This is a genomic window from Mucilaginibacter sp. P25 (genome assembly GCF_050859465.1).
GTDB lineage: Bacteria > Bacteroidota > Bacteroidia > Sphingobacteriales > Sphingobacteriaceae > Mucilaginibacter > Mucilaginibacter gossypii.
Map to the genome: position 1 here is coordinate 782,425 of NZ_CP193937.1, position 25,892 is coordinate 808,316.

The following is a 25,892-nucleotide window of genomic DNA, read 5'->3' on the forward strand; positions in this document are numbered from 1 at the left end:
CAATTAAGAAAGGGCGTTCTTCAAAAATACATTAAGCGGATGGATCATGCTGCATACATCAGCAACCAGCTTTTCCGCACCAGGGGCCGTTAGCTCTTTATCTTCCAGCTTATGCCAGGCAACAAAGCTTTTAAGCTTTAGCAGGTCGATATTTTCATTATCGGGTTCGTATCCCTTCGGTACCGATTTAAGCTGCTCCTGCTTTCTGAAATCACCAAATAGCTTAACAAACTCCTTTTGGTCGATGATTCTTTTCAGATCGGCAGCGTTGTAATCAATTTCCTGCCGAATTGCTTTCAGATGTGGCGCCTCCGGCATCCAGTATCCGCCGCCGATAAATGAATTGCCGGGCTGGATATGCAGATAATATTCAACACCGCCACCTTTTAAGCCCGAGGTTGGCATACTTACCCCAAAGTTATTTTTATAAGGCGCTTTATTTTTACTGAAGCGGATGTCGCGGTAAATGCGCATCACACATTTTTTGGCATCAAGGTTCTCGTCCATGCCTGCTTCAATTTTACGAACGCTGTCAAGCACCTTCGTTGTAAAATCAATTACATTTTCGCGGGCTTTATCGTAACGCTCTTTATTGGCGGCAAACCATTCGCGGTTGTTATTTACGGCGAGATCTTTTAAAAAATCAATACTTTCCTGGTATATCATCGGTATCTAAATAGCTTTGGTAATGTATCTTGGGTGATAACCAATACAACAAAAACACACGCGAATATCTGAAATTTACAGGAGCAAGTACAAAACAGCCTAAAATTATAGCACCAAGATATAACCACGGCGAATCCTGGTTATGGGTAACCAAATAAGTAAGCCAGGCAATGCCGAGGGCCTCGCCCACATTTAGTGCATAACTAACGTACATGGCGGCATAAAAATAGCCAGGCTCTATCTCAAAAAAGAGGTTGCAATGAGGGCAGTTAAGATTTATTTTATTGGAGAAACTGTAAGGGCTACCCTTAAACATATCGCCGCGCCTGCAGCGCGGACATTTACATTTAAGCATAGCCCATGACTTTGGTGTTTGAGACACGATAAGTATCTTATAAGGTTACAAAAGCGGCAAATAACACCCGCAGCTGCTTATTAATTCAGATTAAGTTTTTCGCCGCGCATCTCAAGCTTAACATCTTTACGACGGTATTTTTTATACCAGATGTAACCACCTAATGCTACAGCAAAATAAGGAGCACCCAATAAAAATAGGATCCCGTTATTTAAACCCCTTGTTTTTGAACTACCGCTTTGTGCGTTGGTTTCAACAGTAGCAGCGCATTGTGCGCACTGAGCTTTTACAGGTTCACGGGCAATCAGCATAAGGCCGAGGGCCATTACAAAAAGGATAACTTTAAAACCTTGTTTCATAAGTACAAATTTAACCAATTATAAATTAAAAATGATAAAACGGACGGATCATTAAGTAGACCACCACACCGCTCGCGGTAACATACAACCATATCGGGAAAGCCCAGCGCACCAGCTTACGGTGCTTTTCAACCTGCATTTGCAGCCCGCGGTAAAAACTCAATAATATTAACGGCAAAACAGCTGCCGCAAGTATAATATGCGGCGTCAAAATGGTTAAGTATATTGTCCTCAAAAAACCGGCAGATGTCCTTTCTGCTGCTGACAATTGCCCATCGCCGTTAAGATCTCCGTAAACGATCTCGTTACGCATCAGGTAATGAAACAGGATATACGATACAAGGAATAACGACGATAAACAGAACGTAACAATGTTAAGTCGTTTATGCAGTGTTATATTCCCTTGTTTAATTTGATATAACGACAAAAGAAGCAATAAGGTACAAGTGCCGTTAAGTACAGCATTAAGCATCGGCAGGTAAGGTGTAAAAGCAGGAGCCACAGCCGGGCCCGGTATCAGGTGCCTGTTTAACAAAACAACTACTGCAATTACAAATATGGTAACACCCGCAACAAAGCGGATTATAAATTTATCACTCATGGCAAATTAATATAACGGCTTATCAACTTTACGAAGCTCTTCGGCTATCAACACTTTTATCTCATCGTTAAGGCGGTTTACCTCTGGTGTTACCGCTGCTTTGTAATATCCACGAATCCGGTGTTCCTGATCAACCAGTACAAAATCATCGCTGTAAACAAAGTCGCTACCGGCTTTTGCAGCATTTACAAACAGCCCATTACGGGCAAAGTTGTAAACCGATGAAGTATCGCCACTGCACATCAGCCAGCGGTTTGATTCGGGCTTAAATGTTTGCAGGTATTTGTTTAATACTTCCTGAGTATCATGTTCCGGATCAACTGTGATGGTTAAAAAGTAAACCATCTTGTTTTTGTAATACGTACCCACCAGCCAGCTCATGTTTTTGTTGATGGTTTGGCAAACCGTAGGACAGTTAGCGTAAAAGAAATTAACTACAAAAATCTTTCCTTTCAGTGTGTTCAGTGTAACCGGCTTTCCTTCCTGATCGGTAAGTTTAAAATCAGGAATGGTGTGGTAGATGGTATCAGGAATGTACTTGCCGTGAAATTTATGCCCAGTTTTGGCAACCAACTTTGGCCCAAAAACAGCGAGGGGCTTATACCTGTTTTTACCTTTAGCGGTAAGTAAATAATATAAAAATCCCGGTACCGCTAATATGAGTACCAGGATCAGGATCTTTTTTAATATAGAAGCCTTGTTCATTACCTCAGGTCAACCCAGTGGTGGCTTTCGTTTGTAAGTACCAGGATTAAACCGATTATAAATATTACCGGAATTGCTATTGACAATATGAGACCCATTTTCTCAAACTTCAAGTGCATGAAATATGCAACTATATAAAATGCTTTAAGCAAGGTTAAAACGATATATACAGGATTGGCATACTGTATCGGAAGAATTCCTTTAGGCACACATACAAGCGCGATAAAGAATTCGATACAGGTAATAACAGTTAAGATACCTGCAACCTGCCATATCCGCTTTCTGCTCATGGTTTCATGATCACCATCGTGATGAATTTCGTGCGATTCTGCTGACATATGATAAATATTTTTAAACTAAGTAAAAGAATGTAAATACGAATACCCAAACAAGGTCTACAAAGTGCCAGTACAAACCAACCTTTTCAACCATTAAATAACTGCCTCGTTTTTCGTATGTGCCCATTAACACGTTTACCGTAATAATAATGTTGATAATAACACCTGTAAATACGTGGAAACCGTGGAAACCTGTGATAGTAAAGAACAAGTTAGCAAACTCCTGCGAAGTCATATGTTGCACAGCTTCGGTGCCGCCGGTAAATAACTTTTTAAGTTCTTCGGCAGGCGGAACACTTCCCCACCAGAAACCTTCATGGTGTAAATGTCCCCATTCCAAAGCCTGGCAACCAAGGAACATGAAACCGCCTATCACTGTAGCTATCATCCAACCTACTACCTCTTTTTTAGCATTACGATGGCCCGCCTCTACAGCCAATACCATAGTAACAGAACTTGCAATGAGGATGAAGGTCATTAAACCCACAAACACCAATGGTGCACCGTGATCAACTAATCCGGGTACTGATTGAAAAACCTTATCCGCACCTGGCCATACGCTTGCGCTGAAACGCAATGAACCGTAAGCTATCAATAACGATGAAAAGGTAAATGCATCCGAAAGGAGGAAAAACCACATCATTATTTTTCCGTACTCCACGTTGAACGGGGATCTTCCTCCCGACCAGGGCGAAGTTTTTACTTCGTCAATTTGTGAAACTGTTGTACTCATCTGTACTAATCTATGGGTGTATTAATTATGATTCAAAAGTAAAAAAACATAGAGATAAATCCATATAATATCGAGAAAATGCCAGAAAATGGAAGTTAATTCCATCTTAAACATATTCCTTACCTGGGGGATATTACGGTATGTACCTATAAGTGTATTTATTAGCAATAACAGCGCCGCAAAAATGTGTACCAAATGCGCGCCAACAAAAACATAAACAAAGGAGCGTGAAGCATTAGGATCAACAAAATAGATCTGCATTTTGAAGGTTAACACATAGCAGGCATAGATCTGTAAGGCAAAAAAGCCAGCCCTAAGCCCAATGTGATCCATAAATACAGCTTCTGTTTGTCAAACTGCAACGCCTTGGCAGCCTTTGACGCTAAAAACAACGAGCCGCTGCTTAACACTATAACAATAGTGCTATACAAAAACGACTGCGGCATGATCACATTTAAACCGTGCCCGCTGCCTCCCGAATAAACGATAAAGCCGCTGGTAAAAGCTGCAAAAAGCATAAATGATGTGAATATGAAGATCCACATATTAAACTTTTTGGCACCAAGGTTCAGCCTGTCGTTATCTTGTTCCATCCTTGCCATCATCTCACTTAACTATAAAATCTACTAAAAACATTATCTGAACTACCGGCAGGTAAAAAAACGAGCCGAACATTAATTTACGAGCCTCGGGTATTTGCCGGGTACGTAACAGCATAAATGACTGATATAAAAATATTAAGCTGCATATCAGCGATACACCGCCTACCCAGTAACCACCATAACCGTAAAAGGTTGGCAATAAACTTACGGGTAATAAAACGATGGCAAATATAAACGTAATTACCGCACTTGTTAAATCTCTTTTACCTGACGGCAACAAGCGAAAACCTGCGAGCTTGTAATCATCATCCAAAACCCAGGCAATAGCCCAGAAATGGACAAACTGCCAGATAAACTGGATAGAGAATAAGATTAAGGCTATTTCGTCTATCCTACCGTGAACCTGCGCAGCTACATAGCCTATAAGCGGCGGCAACGCTCCGGGGATAGCGCCAACAAAAACTGCTGCAATACCCGATTTGCGTTTTAAAGGCGTATATGCAAATGCATACAATAAAATCGAAAATACAGATAGTAAGCCGGTTAACAGGTTTAAGCTGCCTAACAAGTAAGTACCGGCCATGCCCATGCCTAAACCTAATACCAATGCCTGCCCCGTAGTCATTTTGCCTGAAGGGATTGGCCTGTCCATAGTACGCTTCATCAGCCTATCCAAATCTTTTTCGATGATTTCGTTAAAAGCATTGGCTGCCGATGTAACCAGGAAACCACCTATAATAAGCTTTACCCAATCAATCCAAACAATATGGCCATTTGCGCGACTTCCGATTAAAAATGATATCGACGCCGAAAATACCACCAAGGTAGTAAGTCTTGTTTTGATCAATTTTGAAAAATCAGTCCATTTCATCTGCTTACCTCCCTACCCTTAACACCCTGAAATAAATTTAAAAGCAAATAAAACTGTGCCCCAAATATTAAACTCGCCAATACAATATGTGCAGCCTGGGCAACAGGCGGCAATGCGAGATATGATAACAAGATCCCGGTTACTATCTGCAACGTGATCATTAAAAATGTAAAACTCATCAGCTGCTGCTGAATAGAATGCCTGTTAAAGCCTTTACGGATCAAAGCAAACAAAGCAACGTTCAATATCAACACCAAAATGGCTATATCCCTGTGATGTTGAAATATCTCGCCGGCATTGGTGATCCAATCTTTACGGTAACCTCCCTGAAAATGATTGGCAACCGCATCTATTTTCTCACGTACCTCGGTTCCGAAAGCAATTTGCAGAATACTTACAAACAGTGCAGCAAGCGTTATAACGTAAACCAAAGGTGACGACCCTGAAGTACTTTTACCCGAAATCCGTGCTACATGATAAGTGTAAATACAAATAGCTAAGATAGCCAGCGCTAAAAGCATGTGTACGGTAACAATCCAGGCAATCAAATTGGTAGATACCACGATTGAGCCTAACCACGCTTGAAACCCCACAAGCACCAGATTAAAAATACTCAGGATGGCTATCCTCTTATCCGTTTTCCAGTAGCTGAATGAAAAAACAACAGAAAGCAAAAGAAAAAAGCCAGATAAAGCACCAATAACGCGGTTGATATACTCAGTCCATGTTTTGCCTGCATTAAACTCCTCAGGCACAAGGATAGAACGATCTTCGCGTATTCGTTTTGCCAGATCACTGTAACCAAATACATCAAGTGTTTTTGCAAAACGCTGGTTCTTTTCAACCCGTTTGGCTACGTATTTCTGTTTATAATCTTTAGGCAGATCACTGATATCAGTAGGCGGAATGTACCTTCCAAAACATTTTGGCCAGTCGGGACATCCCATGCCTGAACCTGAGCTACGCACAACACCACCGGCAAGAATCAAAACAAAGAGCAGAACAATGGTTGTAATATTGATCTTTTGAAACCTATTTTTTCTGGCTGTGCTCATCTAAATAGTTCTAAAAATTTAGGGTACCTATTCTGAATTTGAAGATTTGAAAATTTATTGATTTGAAAATATCGATTTTCAAATTTTTCCACATTTTCAAATCTTCAAATTAGGATGGTACCCTAAAAGATCAGATAAGTATTAATTATTTTACTTGTTCGTTTGCTTTCAGCGTACTTGTAAACTTATTAAGTTCTTCCAAACCTGCAGGATTATCTTCAAAATCGTGCGGAAGGTTTGAGCTCATAGTTTGCGAGTAAGGAACAGTTTGAGGGATATAATCCTCTTCTGCACCTGGTTTGCTGTAATCATATGGCCAACGATAAACGGTTGGAATTTCGCCCGGCCAGTTGCCGTGTAAGTGCTCAACAGGAGTAGTCCATTCAAGTGTATTTGACTCCCATGGGTTTTGAGTTGCTTTTTGTCCTTTGAAGATGGATACAAAGAAGTTATAAAGGAAACCAAATTGGGTAAGTGCGGCGATAATAGCAGCCCAGGTTACAAATGTATTGATGGTTAACCATTTTTGCATTGAAGCAAATTCGGTGAAGGCATAATACCTACGTGGAACACCGTCAAGACCCATAAAGTGCATTGGGAAGAATACCAGGTAAGCACAGATAAATGTTAACCAGAAGTGCAGGTAACCTAATTTCTCGTCCATCATACGGCCGAACATTTTAGGGAACCAGTGGTAAACACCTGCAAGCATACCAAATATAGCAGCCGAACCCATTACGAGGTGGAAGTGGGCAACCACAAAGTAAGTATCATGTAAGTTGATATCCAAAGTAGCGTTACCCAGGAAGATACCTGTTAAACCACCAGAGATAAAGAACGATACCATACCGATAGCGAACAGCATAGCAGGTGTAAACCTGATGTTACCGCGCCAAAGCGTAGCTAACCAGTTAAATGTTTTTACTGCCGATGGAACCGCAATGATCAACGTAGTGATCATGAACACACCACCCAGGAATGGATTCATACCTGTAACAAACATGTGGTGGCCCCATACGATAAACGATAATACAGTGATACCGATCAGAGAGTAAACCATCGCGTGGTAACCAAAGATTGGCTTACGTGAGTTTACCGACATTACCTCAGATGAGATACCCATCGCAGGCATAATAACGATATATACTTCCGGGTGACCAAGGAACCAGAACAAGTGCTGGAACAGGATCGGACTACCACCTTCAAATGGTTGCTGTACGCCGTTTAATACGATATCAGATAAATAGAAGCTTGTACCAACACTGCGGTCAAATATCAACAATACTACACCAGCAACTAAAACCGGGAAAGCAAGGATACCTAATATAGCAGTAAGGAATAAAGCCCAGATAGTTAAAGGCATTTTCCAAAGGTCCATGCCTTTTGTACGCATGTTTAATACAGTACTTACGTAGTTGATACCACCCATTAAAGATGATGCAACGAACAGTACCATACTGATCAGCCAAAGGGTCATACCCTCACCTGAACCCGGCATTGCTTTTGGCAATGCAGATAATGGCGGATAGATTGTCCAGCCACCGCTGGCAGGGCCTTTTTGTACAAAGAAAGATGACAACATGATAACGCTGGCTAAAAAGAAGAACCAGTATGAAAGCATGTTCATGAAAGGCGAAGCCATATCACGTGCACCTACCTGCAATGGAATTAATAAGTTGGCAAAAGTACCGCTCAACCCGGCAGTTAGTACGAAGAATACCATGATAGTACCGTGTATGGTAACCAAAGCAAGGTAAAAATCGGGGCTGATACGACCGTTAGGTGCAAAACGACCCAACAAAGTTGTTAACAGCGGGAATGTTTTATCAGGGTAAGCAAGCTGGATCCTAAACAGGATTGACAAAATCATTGCGATAACCGCCATCGTAATACCTGTAATCAGGAATTGCTTGGCAATCATCTTGTGGTCCATGCTAAATACATATTTAGACAGGAATGATTGGTCATGATGGTGTTCGTGACCGTGTTCGTCGTGGTGGGCTCCTGCGTGGTCGTGAACTGCTAATGTTGACATATCTCTATTTCTTATCTTTATTAATTATTTAACGCTAACCTATTTGTTGAAGCACCGCTTTGCTCGTTGTTTGCTGCCGCAAAATGAAGCTCTTTTCTTAAAGCATCATTGAGGTAAGGCTTTTGCCTTGACAGCCATGACTGATATTCGGCTTCAGAAACAACACGTACAACTTTTTGCATGTTGTAATGGCTTCCACCGCATATTTTGTTGCAGTAAAGGGTATATTCAAATTTAGGGTCGTCTAATTTGGTACGCATTTCTGCGGTAGTAATAGTCGGGGTAAATTTAAAGAAGGTTGGTAAACCAGGTACCGCGTTCAACTGAACCCTGAAGTGAGGCATATAAACGCTATGGATCACGTCCTGTGCAAGGATATTCAGCCTGATTGATTTGTTAACCGGCAGATACATAGTATCAACCTTCAAGTCATCAAAACTGCTTTTCTTTTTAAAGTTAACACCTAACAAGTTAGCGCCTGTAACCAAACGGAAATCTTTGGGGCCTAATACACCATCTTTACCAGGGTAACGCAATTCCCAGGCAAACTGGTGACCGGTTACATCGATATTGATATCATCTTTAAGGTTTTCGCTGTTCATGATCTTCTGCCAGGTAAAGAAACCAAACACAACCAGGATAGTCAGAACGATAGCAGGTGCAATTGTCCAAACTTTTTCGATGGTATTATTGTGAGGCAGGAAGTGTGCACGACGTTTATCAGAATGACGGTATTGGAACAGGAATGTAAACAGCAGGATCTGGGTAACAAAAAATACTATCATTGTTAAAACAGTGGTGACGGTAAACATCTCATCTATTTTAACGCCATGAGCCGAAGCGGCTTCCGGCAATGTCATACTGCCCTGTTCGGTGAATGACCAGTAAGCACCGTATAAACCTACAAAAAGGAAAACAATACAAATTACAGCCATCACGGTATTCCACTTAATGCCTTTTTTGCCTTGCATCTTTAAAGTAAGATCGTAGATCTTGAGGATTTTACCAACAATGGCGACGCCTAAGCAGATCAGGAAAAATATAAGCACATAATACGCAATCCCGGTCCAGTCAACCTTAGGGGCCTCTTCCTGGCCCGGAGCAGCACCTGCCGCAGTTTGCGCCATCAGCAGGTTTGTGCCCAGGAGCATAAACGCAGCGAAGAACGATAGTAGTTTTTTAGAATTTATTAGTTTTCTGAATCCCATTTTAGTAAGCTGTTTGGTATTCTGTATATGGTGCAAATGTAATAATTATTATATGTGATGATGAAGGCTTTCCTGTAAGAACGGGTGTTTTTTAGGAACCAACGATTTGAACTTGGTTAAAGCAGTCATCGCAGTGAAGGTAAATAAACCTCCGAAACCTAAGAACACGCCTATCTCAATCGGGCCAATCTCAGTTAACCACGATGAAGTTGGACCAACTGTACCAGGCATGATCATCATAAAGTAATCTAACCAGTGACCAACAATCAAGATAATACACATAATCTCAACAGTACGATAGATACGTTTAGAGTCACGTGACATCAACACTAATAACGGAGTAAGGAAATTTACTACGATGTTGATCCAGAACCAAGGTTTAAACTCAGGCTCCCAGCGTTTAAAGAAGTAAACTGTTTCCTCAGGCATGTTAGCATAGTAAATCAATAAGAACTGAGCAAACCATACGTAAGTCCAGAAGATAGAGAAACCGAAGATAAACTTGGTTAAGCTATGCATATGATCTTCTGAAACCCATTCAAAGTAACCAATACGTTTTAACCTGATTAATGTAAGTGTAATAACAGATAAACCGCTAACCCACATTGCTGCGAAGTTATACCAACCAAACATAGTTGAGAACCATTCTGCTTCTAATGACATGATGGTATCGAAAGCGTATATTGGTGTAGTAAAACCAAAGATCACCAGGAATAAGCATGACATGTTAAAGCTCTTTTTGTAGTAGAACATGCCGCCCAAATCATCTTCCGCTTCTGAATATTTAGCCAATAAACGACCAAATATGCAATATGAACCAAGGAAGCAAATTAAACGGATTATAAATCCAACTTTATTCATGTAACCGGCTTTGCCAGCTATAATGGCGTTGTAATTTTCGTTATGAGGATCAGTAACACCGGCAGCAGCCCAAATTTTGTACAAGTAAGGAGCTACAACCTGCTTACCTTCTTCATTGGTTACTGTATGTGTTAATGAAAACCCTGCGATAACTACCACAATAAGGGTAATTGCTGCTATCGGTAAAACTTTACCAAAAGCTTGTGGAATCCTGATCATTGATGCAGACCAACCAGCTTGTGCTGCATATTGCACGGCGCAAAAGAAAATACCGCACATACAAACCGCTGCAAAGTAATAGGTCATTAGCAACAGGTTGGCAAAGGTACGCTCAGCGTAGCCAAGCGCAAAGCCACCAAGTATGGCAACCAAACCAATCACGATGCATATTAAGCTCCATGTTTTGGCTTTGCCGACAAATTCGTATTGCCCGTCAAAATTATTATGAGTCTTCATTAATATCTTTTTCTTATAAGGTTTGTAAATGGTGAACATACATGATCACTTTCCAGCGTTCTTCGGGAGCAAGCTGAGAAGCGTATGAACCCATAGCATTTACACCGTAAGTAATGGTATGATAAATTTTACCGTCTGTAAGGTCTTTCATGTTACCACCGCGTGATGACTGGCCTTTTGAATATGATGGAGGAGCCGGATAACCGTGCTGTACCACTAAACCGTCACCCTGACCGTTAACACCATGGCAAGGTGAGCAAAAGTGCTCAAACAAAATCTTACCTTCGGCGTAATTAGCCTGAGTTTGTGCCAGTACAGATTTAACCTCAACACTGGCTAATTCATAACCTTCTTTGGTATTTGGATAATCAAATTTGGTAAAGCCAACCGGGATAGTTCCGGCAGGTGGTAACTGAGCGGTTTTACCATCTTTAAAATTATTATTTTTCTGATCCGGATCGTATGCCAAATGCTCGTACATATTAGGTGCATACTCCCAGCCGGTACTCCTTTTATCCTTGCACGATGTAAAAATTATCGAAGCAGCGATAATAGTAACAATTGTTCCTAATATTTTAATTTTATTCATAGCTAACATATTTTCTGTCGTTATGCTTAACTTCTGTAGCGCCCGCTTCTTTTAGTAAATTAGTTATATCATCGTGAGAAATGTTTCCTTTAGCATTGATCGCTATTACAAACTTATCATCAGTTGCACGCAGGTCCATTACCCTTGGCGCACGGCCCGGGAAAAGGTGACTTGCGAAGAAGAAAGTAAAGGTCATACCAAATGAGGTCCATAATACCGTCCACTCAAATGTAACCGGGATAAAATCCGGGATAGCAAAGAAGTTTTTACCACCGATATTGATAGGCCAATCATGAACAAGCATATAATAAACCATGCTGAACATAATGGTACCGCCCAAACAACCGAACATAAATGCTGCATAACCTAAACGCGAATCCTTAATGTTCAATTTAGCCTCAATACCGTGGATAGGCATAGGCGTATAAACGTCATAAATAGGTACGCTGTTCTTTTGCAGCTTATCAATCCCGTGCATCATTTCATCGGGATCATCAAAAACGCCTAATATATATTTAGTGCTACTCATTAGTATTATGCTTTTAAGTATTCAGACTGTTCAACACTATCAAATTTCTCCAGCGAAGCGATGTAAAATTCTGCTTCGGCCGGTACAACATGGCCTTCGTCCATAAGTTTCTTCTTAGCCTGCTCGCTTGAGCTTTTCAACAGTAATTTCACCTCGGCCATAGCCACAGAAGGTAATACCCTGATGAACAACAGGAACATGGTAAAGAATACACCGATTGAACCGATGAACACACTTACGTCAACCCAGGTTGGATAGAACATAGCCCAGCTTGATGGTATAAAGTCGCGGTGCAGTGAGGTTACGATAATTACGAAACGCTCAAACCACATACCGATGTTAACCACAATTGATAATACCCATGACAACGGAATGTTGGTACGGATCTTTTTGAACCAGAACAGCTGAGGGGTAATTACGTTACAGGTCATCATGCTCCAGTAAGCCCACCAGTACGGACCGGCTATACGGTTTGCGAAAGCATATTGCTCATACTCGTTTTGAGAGTAGAAAGCGATGAACAACTCTGTTAAGTAAGCCACACCTACTATCGAACCTGTTAACATGATGATTTTGTTCATCGATTCGATGTGGAACATGGTGATGTAGTTTTCCAGACCTAAAACCTTACGTGCAATAAGCAACAGGGTTTGTACCATGGCGAAACCCGAGAAGATCGCACCTGCAACGAAGTATGGAGGGAAGATGGTAGTGTGCCATCCCGGTTCCAATGAAGTTGCAAAGTCCATTGATACGATGGTGTGTACCGAAAGTACCAGTGGGGTTGAAACACCTGCCAGGATCAATGATACTGTTTCAAAACGTTGCCAGGTTTTAACTGAACCTGTCCAGCCGAATGACAATACCGAGTAGATACGGCGGCGGATACCTTGTGCACGGTCACGGATGGTAGCGATATCAGGCAATAAACCTGTGTACCAGAATACCAATGAAACCGAGAAGTATGTTGAGATCGCAAATACGTCCCAGATAAGCGGTGAGTTCCAGTTTACCCATAACGAGCCGTATTGGTTTGGCAACGGTAATGAATAAACAGCCATCCACGGACGGCCCATGTGAGCGGCGATATAAGTAGCCGCACAAATTACCGCGAAGATTGTCATCGCTTCGGCCGAGCGGTTGATAGAGTTACGCCAGTTTTGACGGAACAGTAACAATACCGCCGAGATAAGCGTACCGGCGTGACCGATACCTACCCACCATACGAAACCGGTAATGTCCCAGGCCCATCCTACTGTTTTGTTCAGGCCCCATTCGCCCAAACCGAACCAGAAGGTCCAGCTGATTGCGAAAACCCAAAGCGAGGCGCCAAGCGAGGCTACACTAAAGCCGATCCACCAGGCTTTACCCGGCATATTTTCTACAGGGCGTAATACATCATTCGTAATTTTTGCATACGTGATGTCCTTACCCGTAATTAACGGTTCCCTTATTATTGATTCACTATGAGATGCCATATATCTTAATCTCTGTATATAAAAATTTATGCCTGAGCTTCAGTTTCTATTATATTTCTAACTTTTGTCTGGTAACCAATACCTGGTTGTACGTTAAGTTCTTCAAGCACGTAGTAAGTTCTTTCGCTTGCAAGTGCTTTTGAAACTTCAGAGTTAGGATCATTCCTGTTACCGAATACGATAGCGTTGGCAGAACATGTTTGCTGACAAGCCATTTTGATTTCGCCATCTTTAAGCGGGCGTTTTTCAATTTTAGCTTTCAGTTTACCAGCCTGGATGCGTTGGATACACATTGAGCATTTTTCCATAACACCACGGAAACGTGTAACCACATCCGGGTTAAGTACTAATTGTGTATGCTCACCTTGCAGGTAGTTATCAAAACGTGCATCGTTCCAGTAGTTGAACCAGTTAAAGCGACGTACTTTGAACGGACAGTTGTTAGCGCAATAACGTGTACCTACGCAACGGTTGTAAGCCATGTGGTTTAAACCTTCTGACGAGTGAACGGTAGCTAATACCGGGCACACAGTTTCACAAGGTGCGTGGTCACAGTGCTGACAAAGCATTGGCTGGTGAACAACCGATACATTGTCAAAGTTCTCAAGCTTATCAATTTCCTTTTCTTTGGTAACTGCTTCTTCGCTGTTGCCATGGTCATTGTAGCTATAGTAGCGGTCGATACGGATCCAGTGCATTTCACGACGACGTGAAACCTCATCTTTACCTACAACCGGGATGTTATTTTCTGCAGAACATGCAACCACACAGGCACCGCAACCGGTACAAGCGTTAAGGTCGATAGCCATTACCCAGTCATAAACAGGGCGATCGTGGTTATCCCAAAGCGATTCAGCGTTGTAATCTTTACGACCGTGCTCATTACCGCTTCCCGCAGCAGGGTTCTTTTTGTATTCAACAAAAGTAGCCTCGCGGATCACGCTCCTGCCCTCGTACGAGTGGTGGGTTTGTGTTTGCGCAAGCGGCGATTTGTAACCAGCCGATTTGAATGATGCTACAGCAGCAGTTTGGAAAGTACCATTACTTAAGCTAAAGAATGGGAAAGCATTTTTACCAACGTAGTTACCAACCGGGCCAGCATTTGTACGGCCATAGCCTACAGCAACAGATAAAGTTCCCTGAGTTTGACCAGGCTGGGCTAATACCGGTAACTCAACTGAGTAACCGTTAGCTTCGATTTTGATCACATCACCTTCTTCCAGTTTCAATTTCTTCATATCAGAAATTGACATGGCAGCAAAGTTATCCCAGGTAACTTTTGAAACCGGATCAGGAAGTTCCTGCAACCATGGGTTGTTGGCACGTTTACCATCACCTATAGCCTGGCTTACATAAAGCTGTAATTCAAATTTGTCACCATCAGCGGCAACAGCTTTGCTTTGGGTTAATATTTTTGGGTTACACCGGCAAGGTCAAGGCTAAAGCTGTAAGCGCCTGCGGTTGCTGGAGCAGCTATAATCATACCTGTTTGCAACAAGGTTTCCCAGCCTTTTTGACCAGACAAGCCTCCTTTTGCCAACAAACCCGAATCCCAGGTTTTGCGCACGTAAGTGTAGTAATCTTTTATAGGGTTTTCCATCCAAACCAGTAAGCTGTGCTCTGCCTGGCGGGTGTTGTAAACCGGATTAATTGTTGGCTGTACTACTGTGTAGTAACCTTCAACAGCGTTAGCATCGCCCCACGTCTCTAAATAATGGTGGTTTGGAGCGTTAACGGTAGCTAATAAAGCTGTCTCGTCGTCATGATCAGCAAATGATACTGTTAAACGAACGTTTTTCAACGCTGCTTTAAACTCATCATTTTTGTAATAATCGTAAGCAGGGTTAGCATTCAAAAATAATACTGCACCAACATCACCACGTTTTACTTCGCTTACAAACTCAACAAATGCAGCATCGTTACCAGCGTATTGTTTTGATGGGTTATCCAAATCGATAGTAGTACCGTAGCTACCTAACAATGAGTTGATAGCGTTTACCAATACTTGTGTAGCAACATCGTTTGAACCTGAAACAACCAATGCTTTTCCTTTAGCTGCTACTAATTCTTTAGCGGCTAACTGGATAGCGGTATCCACCTTTTTGTTGCCGGTTGCTTTTGAACCAGGTAAAGTAGTACCAGAGATTGCATTGTAAAGGTTTATTAATGCAACGCCAATTTCAGATGGTTTGGTAGTGATACGGGCATCGGCGTTAGTACCGGTCATGCTCATACCAGTTTCAAACTGAATATGACGAGACATTTTTTTGTTGGCCAGCGATTTGCTGTTACGGTTTGAAACGTACTGGCGGGTAAATTCTTCGCCAGAGATCCATGTACCTAAGAAATCAGCACCAAAGCTTACAATTACATCGGCTTTATCAAAATTGTAGTGAGGCAATACTGCTTTACCAAAACTGTTTTGATTAGCCTGAATGATACCGGTGTAGGAAACCGCATCATAATTGATATGTTTTGTAGTAGGGTATTTAGCGATGAACTCGGCAATAACTGCTAAGGTTGAAGGGCTGTATACAGTAGAAGTAACCAAACGGATACCTTTGCCTGATGCAGCAACAGCTGCAAGCTCTTTCATTACATAAGCATCAACCTCGGCCCAACCTGCTTCGACACCTTTTAACTTAGGGTCTTTTAAACGGTTAACATCATACAGGTCAAGTACCGAAGCCTGGGCCTGGGCGCTTAAACCACCTTTTGAAAACACATCGTTAGGGTTACCTTCTACTTTGATAGGACGACCTTCTCGGGTTTTAACCAAAATAGCCTGACCTTCATAGCTTGAAGAGTAATAGTTAGCCACACCCGGGGTAACCTCTTCAGGTTTGATCAGGTACGGAATTGATTTATGCACCGGCACTTTCTGACAAGCTGCCAATGTAACCGCACCAACACCAAAGCCAAGCGCTTTTAAAAAGTCGCGGCGTGGAGTTTTAGCTGATAAACCAGATCCGCTAAGCACTTCCTCGATAGGAATTGGCTCTGCAAATTCGTTCTTATTTTTCTCAACAAATTCTGGTGTTCTGTTTAGTTCTTCTAAACCTTTCCAGTATTTTTTATTGCTGTCCATTTAAGCTGTATAAACTGTAATGCTAAATTCTTTTTATTAATAGTGACACTTACCGCACTCGATACCACCCAATACGGCGGCTGTAACTTTCTCACCTTTCTTGATCTTATCGTGTGCAGCCAGGATGCTGTCATAGTAAGCATTGCCTTTACCGTTAACTTCGGTACGTTTGTGGCATTGGATACACCATTTCATGGTAAGCGGAGAGTATTGGTAAACCTCTTTCATTTCCTGTACCGGGCCGTGGCACTGCTGACATTTAATCCCGCCAACTTTTACGTGTTGTGAGTGGTTAAAGTAAGCCAGGTCGGGCAGGTTGTGGATACGTACCCACTGAATTGGTTTAGCCGCGGTGCTGTCATACTTCTGTGTTTTTGGATCGTAACCCAAAGCATCATAAATCTTGTGAATCTCTTCCGATTCGGTTTTAACAACCTTGTGGCAGTTCATACACACGTTTAATGAAGGGATAGAAGCATTTTTTGACTTGTATGCACCTGAGTGACAGTACTGGCAATCAATTTTCATGATACCGGCGTGTAACTCGTGCGAGTATTTAATAGGTTGCACCGGCTGGTAACCCTGGTGAACGTTGGTGTTCCATAAAGTAACCCAACCCCAGCTGCACATTGCAACAGTACCGGCAACCAATATAAAGAATACCAGTTTTTTGTTTTTAAGGATCTTAGTGATAAATTCCTTTTTAGCATCAACCGCTACAGCACCTTCCGGAGTAACAACCTCGTCTTCAATAATAAGATCTTTGTTTTTAAGCAAAATGCGCTCTAAAGAACCTACTACCCTGTTTAGTACCAGGATAACGATGAAAGCGATAACGATAATACCGATCAAACCGTAAACAACCATATCGCTCGGGCCGCTTTCAACTTTCGCACCCGGAGCAGCGGTAGCACCGCCTGCAGGTTTAGCCTGCATGTCTTTCCAGGTAGCACGAACGTAGGTTATAATATTACCTACATCAGCATCGCTAAGGTCAGCAAATACGGTCATGCCCGACTGGTTATACTCATTATAAATTTTGAGTGCCTTAGGGTTTTTAGCAGCAATCAGCGCCTGGTTATTCTGAATCCACTGGATAAGATATTTATCGTCGGTTTCTTGAGTAAGCTGCGGACCTAATGCCGGACCAATTAAACGGGTGTCGATTTTGTGACAGGTAGTACATTTTGATTTGAAAATGGCCTCGCCTTTAGCAGCGTCAGTTTGCGCGTACGCAGTTGATAAACTCCAAAAAGCAAACCCGGCAATCAGTAAAACCGACCTTGAGAATTGTTTAAGAATCAATGAGAAACTTCTCATACAGTGTATTTATGCTAAATAATTTTTATATTAATGATTGAAACTGTTGTAAGATGTATGTTTCATCGGATAATTACAGGCACAAAAGTATAATTTTATACACTATCGGTGACACATAAATGACACCAACCTATAATTTATAATCGTTCTAAATAGACAAAAAACTGCGTTTAAACGCTGCTAAATGCATATTAATGTCATTTGACATTTTTAGGGAATAATTATTATCCAACTTTAATTATAAAATTTTATCTATTGTTTTAATAACCAGGCAAAAATAAGCGGTGCAACAATCGTAGCATCGCTCTCTACAATAAACTTAGGTGTGTGGATGTCAAGCTTGCCCCAGGTTATTTTTTCGTTTGGAACTGCGCCCGAGTACGAACCATACGAAGTAGTTGAATCTGAGATCTGGCAGAAATAGCTCCAGAATGGTACGTCATGCATTTCCATATCCTGGTAAAGCATCGGCACAACACATATCGGGAAGTCGCCGGCTATACCACCACCTATCTGGAAAAAGCCGATGCCTTTGCCAGATGAATTTTTAGTATACCAGTCGGCCAGCCATGCCATGTATTCGATACCGCTTTTCATGGTTGAAGCTTTAAGCTCACCTTTAATTACGTATGAAGCAAAGATGTTGCCCATGGTTGAGTCTTCCCAGCCTGGTACTACGATAGGCAGGTTCTTTTCGGCAGCAGCCAGCATCCATGAGTTTTTAGGATCAATTTCATAGTATTGCTCCAGCTCGCCACTCAATAATATTTTGTACATGTACTCATGCGGAAAATAGCGCTCGCCACTGTCATCAGCATCTTTCCAAATTTTATGAATGTGTTTTTGCAAACGGCGGAAAGCTTCTTCTTCAGGAATACAGGTATCAGTAACACGGTTATAGTGATTTTCGAGCAGGTCCCACTCTTCCTGGGGGCTCAGGTCGCGGTAGTTAGGCACCCTTTTGTAGTGTGAGTGTGCCACAAGGTTCATGATATCCTCTTCAAGGTTAGCACCTGTACATGATATAATAGCAATTTTATCCTGGCGGATCATTTCGGCCAGTGAAATACCCAGCTCGGCTGTACTCATGGCACCGGCCAAGGTTACCATCATTTTACCGCCTTCTTCAAGGTGTGTTTCATAGCCTTTAGCTGCATCCATTAATGCCGCGGCGTTAAAGTGCAGATAATTTCTTTCAATAAACTGCGAAATAGGTCCTCTTGTAGTGCTCATAATATTTCAATAAAATTTCAGCCGCAAAAGTAGACATTTTAGTTAAATTGAATTTTAAATGAACCTTTATCTTTTTATAACCATTTCATACCTAAAATTAGCTTCCTGTCCCCTACCCCCTCAGCATATTGTCATTCTAATTTTAAAAATGCCCGTTCGCAGAACCTTATAAAACAAAATGGGTTATATTAGCCCCGACAAACATCTATGAAGAAACTTGTTACCTTAATACTGGTCTGCGCTTTTTCAACCAGTGCCTTTTCACAAATCTCCCGCATTGTAAAGCGAATGTATTTTGATAAAGATACTTCCCGCAAAAGCAGCTTTGTTATTTTGCCTGTATTAAGCTCCGCTCCGGAAACCGGCCTTGAAGTTGGCGGTGCGGGTCTCCTTTCTTTTTATACCGATACTTCAAAACTCAATACAAGGGTATCCAATGTTTTTGGCTATGCCTCCATTACTACCAAAGGCCAGAGCCGCTTAAGCCTTACTACCAGCTACTGGACACCCGCAAACAACTATCACCTTACAGCCGGCATCAGTTACATCAATTTCCCTTTCAACTTTTATGGTATCGGCAACAATACATTAAAGACCAATTCCGACAGGATTGGTCAAAAGCGGTTCAAGGTTAATTTTACCGCCGAAAAAAAATATCCAATAACCTGTATGCCGGCATAACAGGCGGTGCCTGGGATTACAAATTCAGAGACGATGATAAGACAGGTATATTTTATACCGATCCTCGCGTTGAAGACCATGGCGGTGGTCCAAGCGCCTATATAGGACCAACCATCACATTCGATAACAGGAACAATAATACATACACCACCAAAGGGCTCATCGTAAACGCCTATTTCCAGGCTATACACGGCATGTTTGGCAATAATGACTATAAAGGCGGATTCTTTAATATCGAATACTCGCAGTTTTTTTTGCTGGCACCTAAATGGGTACTCGGCCTCGATGTGCAGGAACAAAGCCTTACCGGCAGCACTTCGCCATTTTATTTACTACCCGGCCTGGGAAGCGACGAACTGATGCGCGGTTATTACAATGGCCGTTTCCGTGACCGTAACATGATTGCCGGCCAGGCCGAACTACGCTACCGCTTAAGCGACCGCATTGGGTTTGCCGGCTTTGTTGGCGGGGGCGAAGTTTTTAAAAGCAGCTTCAGCACATCCGAACTAAAACCAAACTATGGCGGCGGCATCCGTTACTTTTTTGATGTAGAAAAAGGGCTTGCCGTACGTATTGACTATGGCGTAGGCCAGAAGATCCCGAACGAAAAAAGATTAACCGGTTTTTATATTGCATTGGGACAGTCGTTTTGATCTTTAAGTTCATATTTGACGGATCATAGTTCATAGCAAATTATCGTAAATGGATTGAGTGATTTAATACAACCACACTTCGGCCATGAACTATGATCTATTAACCATGAACGAACCAACGGTTAATACCTCACCCTAAAATCTTCCTTACTCATTCCTGGCTTAAAAAATACCAGGCCGATATAAAAGAGATCAATAGTTACCCTAACCTGCTGGTTTAGTTTAAGCTGCTCCCATGATTGCCTGGTGGATGCATTGCGATAGATATTTGTAAATATGATAACGCTGTCATCATGGATAGACGGAATAATCTTTTCAAGATAACTGACAGGTCTTTGTTTTAAGGCATCTGCCAGTATCATGTCAACCTGGCGAATGCCTGATGTTGTTGATGAAACACTTTGAACCTCGGGGTTAGATTGTTTAATAACAAATTCGGTGATGTAATCCTCCGCATCAGCTAACAATATCGTTTGGGGCTTAAGGTAAACACAAAACCTATAAAGTAGATGGTAAAATTTTAACGGCAGTGTATTTATCACACCCTTGTCAGAATGTTGTTTTTGGGCGATTTTTTTAATATCGCGGTACACTTTTTGGCCTCTGTAATCGTAGATAACCGTATCAATCAGCTTGTAAACAAATGGAGAGTGTATGCCGTGCCTGTTGTTGGCCAAAAAACGGTGCCGCAGGTAATTAAGCCCATACCTTATATTATACATTGCTGTAAAAATAGAAAAGGTTTAGTATTTTAGCATTACAGCGTATGATAAATCCAACTGAAGTAAATTCATTGATCCGCCTGCTGGATGATCCGGACAGCGAGATCTTTGAGCATGTGTATAACAAATTGTTTTCATATGGAGCAGAGGCTATTACTTATCTCGAGTCGGCCTTTGAACAGGCTTTTGACCCTATTCAACAAGAACGCATTGCCAACCTGGTACATGAAATTCAGTTCAGTAATCTTAAAAACGATTTAAAACTTTGGAACCAAAGCGGCGCGTTCGACTTGTTGCAGGGCATCCTCATCATTAACCGATACCAATATCCCGACCTTGATGAGCAAAAGGTAATTAACCAGATAGAAGCTATTAAACGAGATATCTGGATCCAGATGATGAACGAGGCCAGCCCGAAAGAGCAGGTTAAGTTGATCAACCATGTGTTTTACAACATCTACGGTTTCAGCGGTAATACCGCCAATCACCTCGATCCGCAAAACAGCTATCTGAGCCAGGTATTGGAAACTAAAAAAGGCAACCAGATCTCATTGGCGATTATCTACTCTATCATTGCACAAAAGCTGGATATCCCTGTTTACGGCGTAAATCTTCCCCAGCATTTTATCCTCGCCTATCTTGACGAGAGTATGCAAAGCGAGTTTGAAAGCGGGATCCTGTTTTATATCAACGCCTTTAACAAAGGCTTCCTGTTCGGCAGGCGCGATGTGGATATGTTCCTGAAACAGCTTAAACTTAAATTTGATAAGCAGTTTTACGAACCCTGCTCCAACACTGATATTATTAAGCGTGTGCTTCGCAACCTCATCAGTGCCTACGAAAATCTGGGTTCGGCAGAAAAGGTGAGGGAGTTGAATGAGCTGCTAAATATCATGGAAGCCCCCCGCCCCCTAAAGGGGGTGCTTTTGATTTGCAGGATTTCATCTTTTCACCTGCTATTTGTTCCCCCTTTAGGGGGTTAGGGAGCCCTTCATCACACCGATACTGTGTTTCATCCCATTTATTTATTCAGTAGTATTGTGAATTATACCTTGCGGGCATAATTCAAAACACGATGAACGATCTCCTGAAAAAAAACCTTAACCTTGGCAAAATTGAATTTTGGGCCGCAACCACTATTTATGTTTTTGGCCTGCTCCTTCTGTTAGCCAAAGTGTCTAACAGTGTCGATAATGAAATATGGACCCCATACCGGTACATGTTCAACAATTACCACCTGCACTACTCCTACTCTAAATATTTCTTTTTCCCGCAGGTGTTTAGGTACACTGGTTATTACGGCGCCTACCTGCTCTGGAATTTTATTATAGTACCGGCCTTAGCACAAAAAAGGCGGGTAGCATGGCATATCATTTTGGGTTTGGCCTTGCTTGTTGCCCTTTGGGGCCTATTCGGCATTACCGATACCTGGCTTAAGGGATATCTATTTTACCATAAATCGGCCGATTATGTGTATAACATCGTTTTTAAAACAAATGTATTATACGCTTTGTGGGTAATAATGATGCTTACTTTTTATAGCATGGTCAAATTTGCTACCCGGTTTTTATTGAGTAACGTTGATAAAATAAACGCCAAATACCAGGTAATTACCCGTGGCTGTGTTATAGCCCTGGTTATTTGTATGATCACAACATTCTTGCTGGCGCTTTCCGAAGCCCAGTATGAATTGATAGTTACGTTTGTGATTATAGCGCTGACAGGCATTGGGAATGTTAGTTTTTCGTTCTATAGCCTTATACCAGCAACATTTGCCAAAAATAGGGGTTTCTTTAACTACCTGTTTAAGGTTACAGGCATAATGCTGGTGATCAGTGTGCCGATAGGATTTTTAACAGCAGTTATTTTTAACAAGGTAAATATAGAACCTGTGTTTATCATAGGTGCCTTTAACTGTGGCATCCAGATATTATTGGTTGCTCCTATAAGCTGGATGATTTATAAGCGTAATCTTGCCGGAAAACAGGAGATTGTACATCTCAAAACGGCCCTCGGCCGCTCCACTGCCGATCTGGATTTCCTTCGCTCACAAATTAACCCGCATTTCCTGTTTAACGCATTAAATACACTTTACGGAACAGCTTTACAGGAAGATGCCGAACGTACCGCCGAAGGTGTGCAACGACTGGGCGATATGATGCGTTTTATGCTACAAGAAAACATGCAGGAAAAAATACTGCTGGTACGCGAGATCGATTATCTTAATAACTATATCGCCCTGCAAAAACTCCGTACCCAAACATCGCCCGATATTACTATTGTACTTCAAATTGAAGAGCATGTTAATGCCCTGCAAATTGCCCCAATGCTGCTGATCCCCTTTATTGAAAACGCATTTAAACACGGCATCAGCCTGCGCGAACCTTCACATATCAATATCAGCCTGCAAACCAAGGAAAATACACTTTACTTTGATGTGCATAACAGCATCCATCCCAAAGTAGTTAACGATACCGAAAAATATAACAATGGTATAGGGCTGGAGAATGTTAAACAACGGCTGGCACTTTTATATCCTGACAAACACGAATTGGTGATCCGCGAAAGTGCCAAAGATTTTTTTATACATTTAACTATACAACTGCAATAAGCTTTGATTACTGCCATAGCCATTGATGACGAACCCATAGCACTTGATGTGATCCGCTCGCATGCTGCAAAAGTGCCTTTTGTTGACCTCAAAGCCGAGTTTACCGATGCCTTTAAAGCGATGGATTATCTGCAGCGCGAACCTGTGGATCTGTTGTTCCTGGATATTAAGATGCCCGATATTTCGGGCATCGATCTGTTAACATGTCTCAATAAAAAACCGCTGGTGATATTTACCACCGCCTACACCGAACACGCTGTTACCAGCTTTGAACTGGACGCGGTAGATTATTTATTGAAACCCTTCGCGCTTACCCGGTTCATAAAAGCCTGCAACAAAGCCTATGAACTTTATAGTTTCAGGAACACGGCCGAGGTTAAGGATTACATTTTCCTGAAAACCGGCTATGAGCAGGTGCGCGTTAACTTCGACGACATTTATCATTTAGAAGCCACAGGTAATTATGTAAATTTTATATTAAAGGATAGCAAAGTGCTTACCCGCATGACCATCACTGAAGTTGAGGCGCTACTGCCGGCTGAGAAGTTTGTCAGGATCCATCGGTCGTTTATTGCCGCTGTAAATAAAATTGATAAGATAGAACGCCATCAGGTAACAGTAAATGGATTTTTGCTGCCTGTAGGCGGCGCTTATGTGCCGAATTTGGGAATGATTAAATAATCCCTTACAGATCGTTTATACGCTGGCATAATCATTATCTTTAGCTTATGCAGCAACGTGAACTTATCATCAGCAATTATGTAAAGGCCTATAACAACTTTGATGTTGAAGACATGCTTAAAAACCTCGCACCATCCGTTAAATTTCAAAACATATCAAACGGTGATGTGGATATGGAGCTAGATGGTATAGCAGCATTCAGGAGCCAGGCCGAACAGGCAACTGAGCTTTTTGAACGCCGCGAGCAAATTATCCGGTCTTTTAAACACACCGGCAACAAAACCGAAATAGCTATTGACTATAACGCAATTTTAGCCGCCGACCTGCCAAATGGATTAAAGAAAGGTGATGAGTTAAATCTGAAAGGGCATTCAATTTTCACTTTTGACGGAGATAAAATTGTTGGGATAATGGATATTAGTTGATAAAACTCATGCTAAGTTTGAAAGTCCGGCGGACATGAAGATGTGACTACAAAAGAAGCCTGTCAGTTTGAGCCTGTCGAAGACTTGAGCGCAGTGGCCCTACCCACTATGCTCCTACGGGCTACCCATGACAAGATAAAAAATGTGGTTTTTCGCAGCAGATCAGCTTCGGGTGAAAACGAGCAGAACGATGCTGGGCGGTGCGGCTGCAGGGGCATGGCAAGTTTTTGCAGAAGCGGAGGCATTGCGTGCGAATCGGGGCAAAATAATTGCAGCCCGTGGTTCTGTTCGTTTTGCAGGGTGAAGGCCGCGCCGATGGCTATGGGGCCAGATTGTGCGCAAAGAAGCCTCTCTGCTGCAAGCCTTTTTGGTTACTTTTGTGGCGACAAAAGTAATTGGCCCCGCGCGGCCAGGAGCGCGACGATGTAAGTCAAATACTAATGAAGCCCGTTACCAGCCTGTCGGGGGTTGCTTCATTCCTTACAGCAATGACGTGACGCAGATGTCATTTTACCTTCAGAGGCCACCGGATTTAAATCACTCAGGATGACACCCATTTTTAAACATCAACGTTTTACTCTACCATCAGCTTCTTCAATGTAATTCCAATAGTAGCTGTTTTCCTTTTAGCCGCTGCGCCATAGCTGAAAGCAATCTTGTACATCTTTTTTGATTTGATCCAATTTACAAACTTCGGGTCGCAAACCGGGTTCAGTTTATAAACATACTGTTGAGGCTGAGGCTTAACTTCCGATACCGCTATATAAATAGAACCGGGCGTTTTGCAATCGGCCGGAGCATCAACGTCACCTTGCTGATCGGCGACAAGGTACACCGCAATGCTCAGCGTTTTATGATCGGTATATACATAGCGCTTTTGCAGGTTATTTAAAACGTAAGTAAGATCCTGGTTGGATACGCTTTTGTATTTGATGGATTGGGCGATAACATTAAAGCAGGCACCGGCAACAAGCAACGCTGCTAACAGTATTCTTTTCAACATAAAATCATCATTAAGGTCGAACTTCAAGCTTTCA

29 protein-coding genes are annotated in these 25,892 nt (G+C 42.0%); 6 read left to right on the forward strand and 23 right to left on the reverse strand.

The window, feature by feature from the left end; genetic code table 11:
- Positions 1-3 precede the first annotated feature (3 nt).
- From ACRQ5D_RS04040 to ACRQ5D_RS04140, 21 genes are all read right to left on the reverse strand, one after another.
- A complete protein-coding gene (locus tag ACRQ5D_RS04040) occupies positions 4-666 on the reverse strand; it encodes a DUF2461 domain-containing protein (protein ID WP_091165054.1) in 663 nt (220 codons plus the stop codon).
- The gene (locus ACRQ5D_RS04045; RefSeq protein ID WP_176844416.1) at positions 644-1,048 is read right to left on the reverse strand and encodes a DUF983 domain-containing protein; all 405 of its coding nucleotides are present in this window, start codon (positions 1,046-1,048) and stop codon (positions 644-646) included. The genes ACRQ5D_RS04040 and ACRQ5D_RS04045 overlap by 23 nt, the downstream gene beginning before the upstream one ends.
- A gap of 53 nt (positions 1,049-1,101) precedes the next feature.
- Complete coding sequence (locus tag ACRQ5D_RS04050) at positions 1,102-1,380, reverse strand: hypothetical protein (protein ID WP_091165046.1); 279 nt, start codon at positions 1,378-1,380, stop codon at positions 1,102-1,104.
- A gap of 25 nt (positions 1,381-1,405) precedes the next feature.
- Positions 1,406-1,981 carry a DUF420 domain-containing protein gene (locus tag ACRQ5D_RS04055; protein WP_091165042.1) on the reverse strand — a complete coding sequence of 192 codons (576 nt, stop codon included), beginning with the start codon at positions 1,979-1,981 and terminating at the stop codon, positions 1,406-1,408.
- Between the two features lie 6 nt (positions 1,982-1,987).
- Complete coding sequence (locus ACRQ5D_RS04060) at positions 1,988-2,686, reverse strand: SCO family protein (RefSeq protein ID WP_091165039.1); 699 nt, start codon at positions 2,684-2,686, stop codon at positions 1,988-1,990.
- Positions 2,686-3,024 (reverse strand): cytochrome C oxidase subunit IV family protein, encoded by a 339-nt coding sequence (locus ACRQ5D_RS04065; protein ID WP_090530131.1) that lies wholly within the window; start codon positions 3,022-3,024, stop codon positions 2,686-2,688. The genes ACRQ5D_RS04060 and ACRQ5D_RS04065 overlap by 1 nt, the downstream gene beginning before the upstream one ends.
- 13 nt (positions 3,025-3,037) lie before the next feature.
- Complete coding sequence (locus ACRQ5D_RS04070) at positions 3,038-3,757, reverse strand: cytochrome c oxidase subunit 3 (protein WP_090530134.1); 720 nt, start codon at positions 3,755-3,757, stop codon at positions 3,038-3,040.
- Positions 3,758-3,778: 21 nt separating this feature from the next.
- A complete protein-coding gene (locus ACRQ5D_RS04075; RefSeq protein ID WP_431199123.1) occupies positions 3,779-4,090 on the reverse strand; it encodes a cytochrome c oxidase subunit 3 in 312 nt (103 codons plus the stop codon).
- On the reverse strand, positions 4,027-4,350 hold the full coding sequence (locus ACRQ5D_RS04080) for a hypothetical protein (protein WP_432329973.1): 324 nt from the start codon (positions 4,348-4,350) through the stop codon (positions 4,027-4,029). The genes ACRQ5D_RS04075 and ACRQ5D_RS04080 overlap by 64 nt, the downstream gene beginning before the upstream one ends.
- 13 nt (positions 4,351-4,363) lie before the next feature.
- On the reverse strand, positions 4,364-5,230 hold the full coding sequence (gene cyoE, locus ACRQ5D_RS04085) for a heme o synthase (protein WP_091165033.1): 867 nt from the start codon (positions 5,228-5,230) through the stop codon (positions 4,364-4,366).
- Complete coding sequence (locus ACRQ5D_RS04090) at positions 5,227-6,285, reverse strand: COX15/CtaA family protein (RefSeq protein WP_091165029.1); 1,059 nt, start codon at positions 6,283-6,285, stop codon at positions 5,227-5,229. The genes cyoE and ACRQ5D_RS04090 overlap by 4 nt, the downstream gene beginning before the upstream one ends.
- Before the next feature lie 145 nt (positions 6,286-6,430).
- Positions 6,431-8,320: a cytochrome c oxidase subunit I gene (locus ACRQ5D_RS04095; protein ID WP_175490027.1), complete on the reverse strand. Its 1,890-nt coding sequence runs from the start codon at positions 8,318-8,320 to the stop codon at positions 6,431-6,433.
- 20 nt (positions 8,321-8,340) lie between these two features.
- Positions 8,341-9,528, reverse strand: a complete 1,188-nt coding sequence (locus tag ACRQ5D_RS04100) for a cytochrome c oxidase subunit II (protein ID WP_090530148.1) — start codon at positions 9,526-9,528, stop codon at positions 8,341-8,343.
- A 48-nt stretch (positions 9,529-9,576) separates the two neighbouring features.
- Complete coding sequence (locus ACRQ5D_RS04105; RefSeq protein WP_090530151.1) at positions 9,577-10,845, reverse strand: quinol:cytochrome C oxidoreductase; 1,269 nt, start codon at positions 10,843-10,845, stop codon at positions 9,577-9,579.
- Between the two features lie 13 nt (positions 10,846-10,858).
- Positions 10,859-11,443: a c-type cytochrome gene (locus tag ACRQ5D_RS04110; protein WP_091165023.1), complete on the reverse strand. Its 585-nt coding sequence runs from the start codon at positions 11,441-11,443 to the stop codon at positions 10,859-10,861.
- Entirely contained in the window at positions 11,427-11,963 is a 537-nt protein-coding gene (locus ACRQ5D_RS04115; RefSeq protein ID WP_090530157.1) for a DUF3341 domain-containing protein, read from the reverse strand. Before ACRQ5D_RS04115 ends, ACRQ5D_RS04110 begins: the two co-directional genes overlap by 17 nt.
- Positions 11,964-11,968: 5 nt before the next feature.
- A complete protein-coding gene (gene nrfD / locus ACRQ5D_RS04120; RefSeq protein WP_091165019.1) occupies positions 11,969-13,441 on the reverse strand; it encodes an NrfD/PsrC family molybdoenzyme membrane anchor subunit in 1,473 nt (490 codons plus the stop codon).
- Positions 13,442-13,467: 26 nt separating this feature from the next.
- On the reverse strand, positions 13,468-14,748 hold the full coding sequence (locus ACRQ5D_RS04125) for a 4Fe-4S dicluster domain-containing protein (protein WP_431199125.1): 1,281 nt from the start codon (positions 14,746-14,748) through the stop codon (positions 13,468-13,470).
- A gap of 98 nt (positions 14,749-14,846) precedes the next feature.
- The gene (locus tag ACRQ5D_RS04130) at positions 14,847-16,529 is read right to left on the reverse strand and encodes a TAT-variant-translocated molybdopterin oxidoreductase (RefSeq protein ID WP_432328468.1); all 1,683 of its coding nucleotides are present in this window, start codon (positions 16,527-16,529) and stop codon (positions 14,847-14,849) included.
- Positions 16,530-16,565: 36 nt separating this feature from the next.
- Entirely contained in the window at positions 16,566-17,849 is a 1,284-nt protein-coding gene (locus ACRQ5D_RS04135; protein WP_091165012.1) for a cytochrome c3 family protein, read from the reverse strand.
- Between the two features lie 252 nt (positions 17,850-18,101).
- Positions 18,102-19,082, reverse strand: a complete 981-nt coding sequence (locus ACRQ5D_RS04140) for a deoxyhypusine synthase family protein (RefSeq protein ID WP_090530168.1) — start codon at positions 19,080-19,082, stop codon at positions 18,102-18,104.
- 207 nt (positions 19,083-19,289) lie between these two features.
- On the opposite strand from ACRQ5D_RS04140, the gene ACRQ5D_RS04145 reads away from it, so the two are divergent.
- Positions 19,290-19,763 carry a hypothetical protein gene (locus ACRQ5D_RS04145; RefSeq protein WP_432328469.1) on the forward strand — a complete coding sequence of 158 codons (474 nt, stop codon included), beginning with the start codon at positions 19,290-19,292 and terminating at the stop codon, positions 19,761-19,763.
- Positions 19,764-19,957: 194 nt separating this feature from the next.
- The gene (locus ACRQ5D_RS04150; protein WP_432328470.1) at positions 19,958-20,416 is read left to right on the forward strand and encodes a hypothetical protein; all 459 of its coding nucleotides are present in this window, start codon (positions 19,958-19,960) and stop codon (positions 20,414-20,416) included.
- A 122-nt stretch (positions 20,417-20,538) separates the two neighbouring features.
- Here ACRQ5D_RS04150 and ACRQ5D_RS04155 read toward each other — a convergent pair whose 3' ends face one another.
- Positions 20,539-21,138, reverse strand: a complete 600-nt coding sequence (locus tag ACRQ5D_RS04155; RefSeq protein WP_091165003.1) for a hypothetical protein — start codon at positions 21,136-21,138, stop codon at positions 20,539-20,541.
- A 44-nt stretch (positions 21,139-21,182) separates the two neighbouring features.
- Between ACRQ5D_RS04155 and ACRQ5D_RS04160 the strand changes: the two genes are divergently transcribed.
- The 4 genes from ACRQ5D_RS04160 (at position 21,183) to ACRQ5D_RS04175 (ending at position 24,855) form a co-directional block, all read left to right on the forward strand.
- Entirely contained in the window at positions 21,183-22,121 is a 939-nt protein-coding gene (locus tag ACRQ5D_RS04160; RefSeq protein ID WP_431199129.1) for a transglutaminase family protein, read from the forward strand.
- A 92-nt stretch (positions 22,122-22,213) separates the two neighbouring features.
- Entirely contained in the window at positions 22,214-23,749 is a 1,536-nt protein-coding gene (locus ACRQ5D_RS04165; protein ID WP_218134392.1) for a sensor histidine kinase, read from the forward strand.
- Between the two features lie 3 nt (positions 23,750-23,752).
- Positions 23,753-24,430 (forward strand): LytR/AlgR family response regulator transcription factor, encoded by a 678-nt coding sequence (locus tag ACRQ5D_RS04170; protein WP_223266289.1) that lies wholly within the window; start codon positions 23,753-23,755, stop codon positions 24,428-24,430.
- A 47-nt stretch (positions 24,431-24,477) separates the two neighbouring features.
- Positions 24,478-24,855: a nuclear transport factor 2 family protein gene (locus ACRQ5D_RS04175; protein WP_091165001.1), complete on the forward strand. Its 378-nt coding sequence runs from the start codon at positions 24,478-24,480 to the stop codon at positions 24,853-24,855.
- Positions 24,856-25,429: 574 nt separating this feature from the next.
- On the opposite strand, the gene ACRQ5D_RS04180 is transcribed toward ACRQ5D_RS04175, so the two are convergent.
- Positions 25,430-25,858: a hypothetical protein gene (locus tag ACRQ5D_RS04180; RefSeq protein WP_143020834.1), complete on the reverse strand. Its 429-nt coding sequence runs from the start codon at positions 25,856-25,858 to the stop codon at positions 25,430-25,432.
- Between the last annotated feature and the right edge of the window lie 34 nt (positions 25,859-25,892).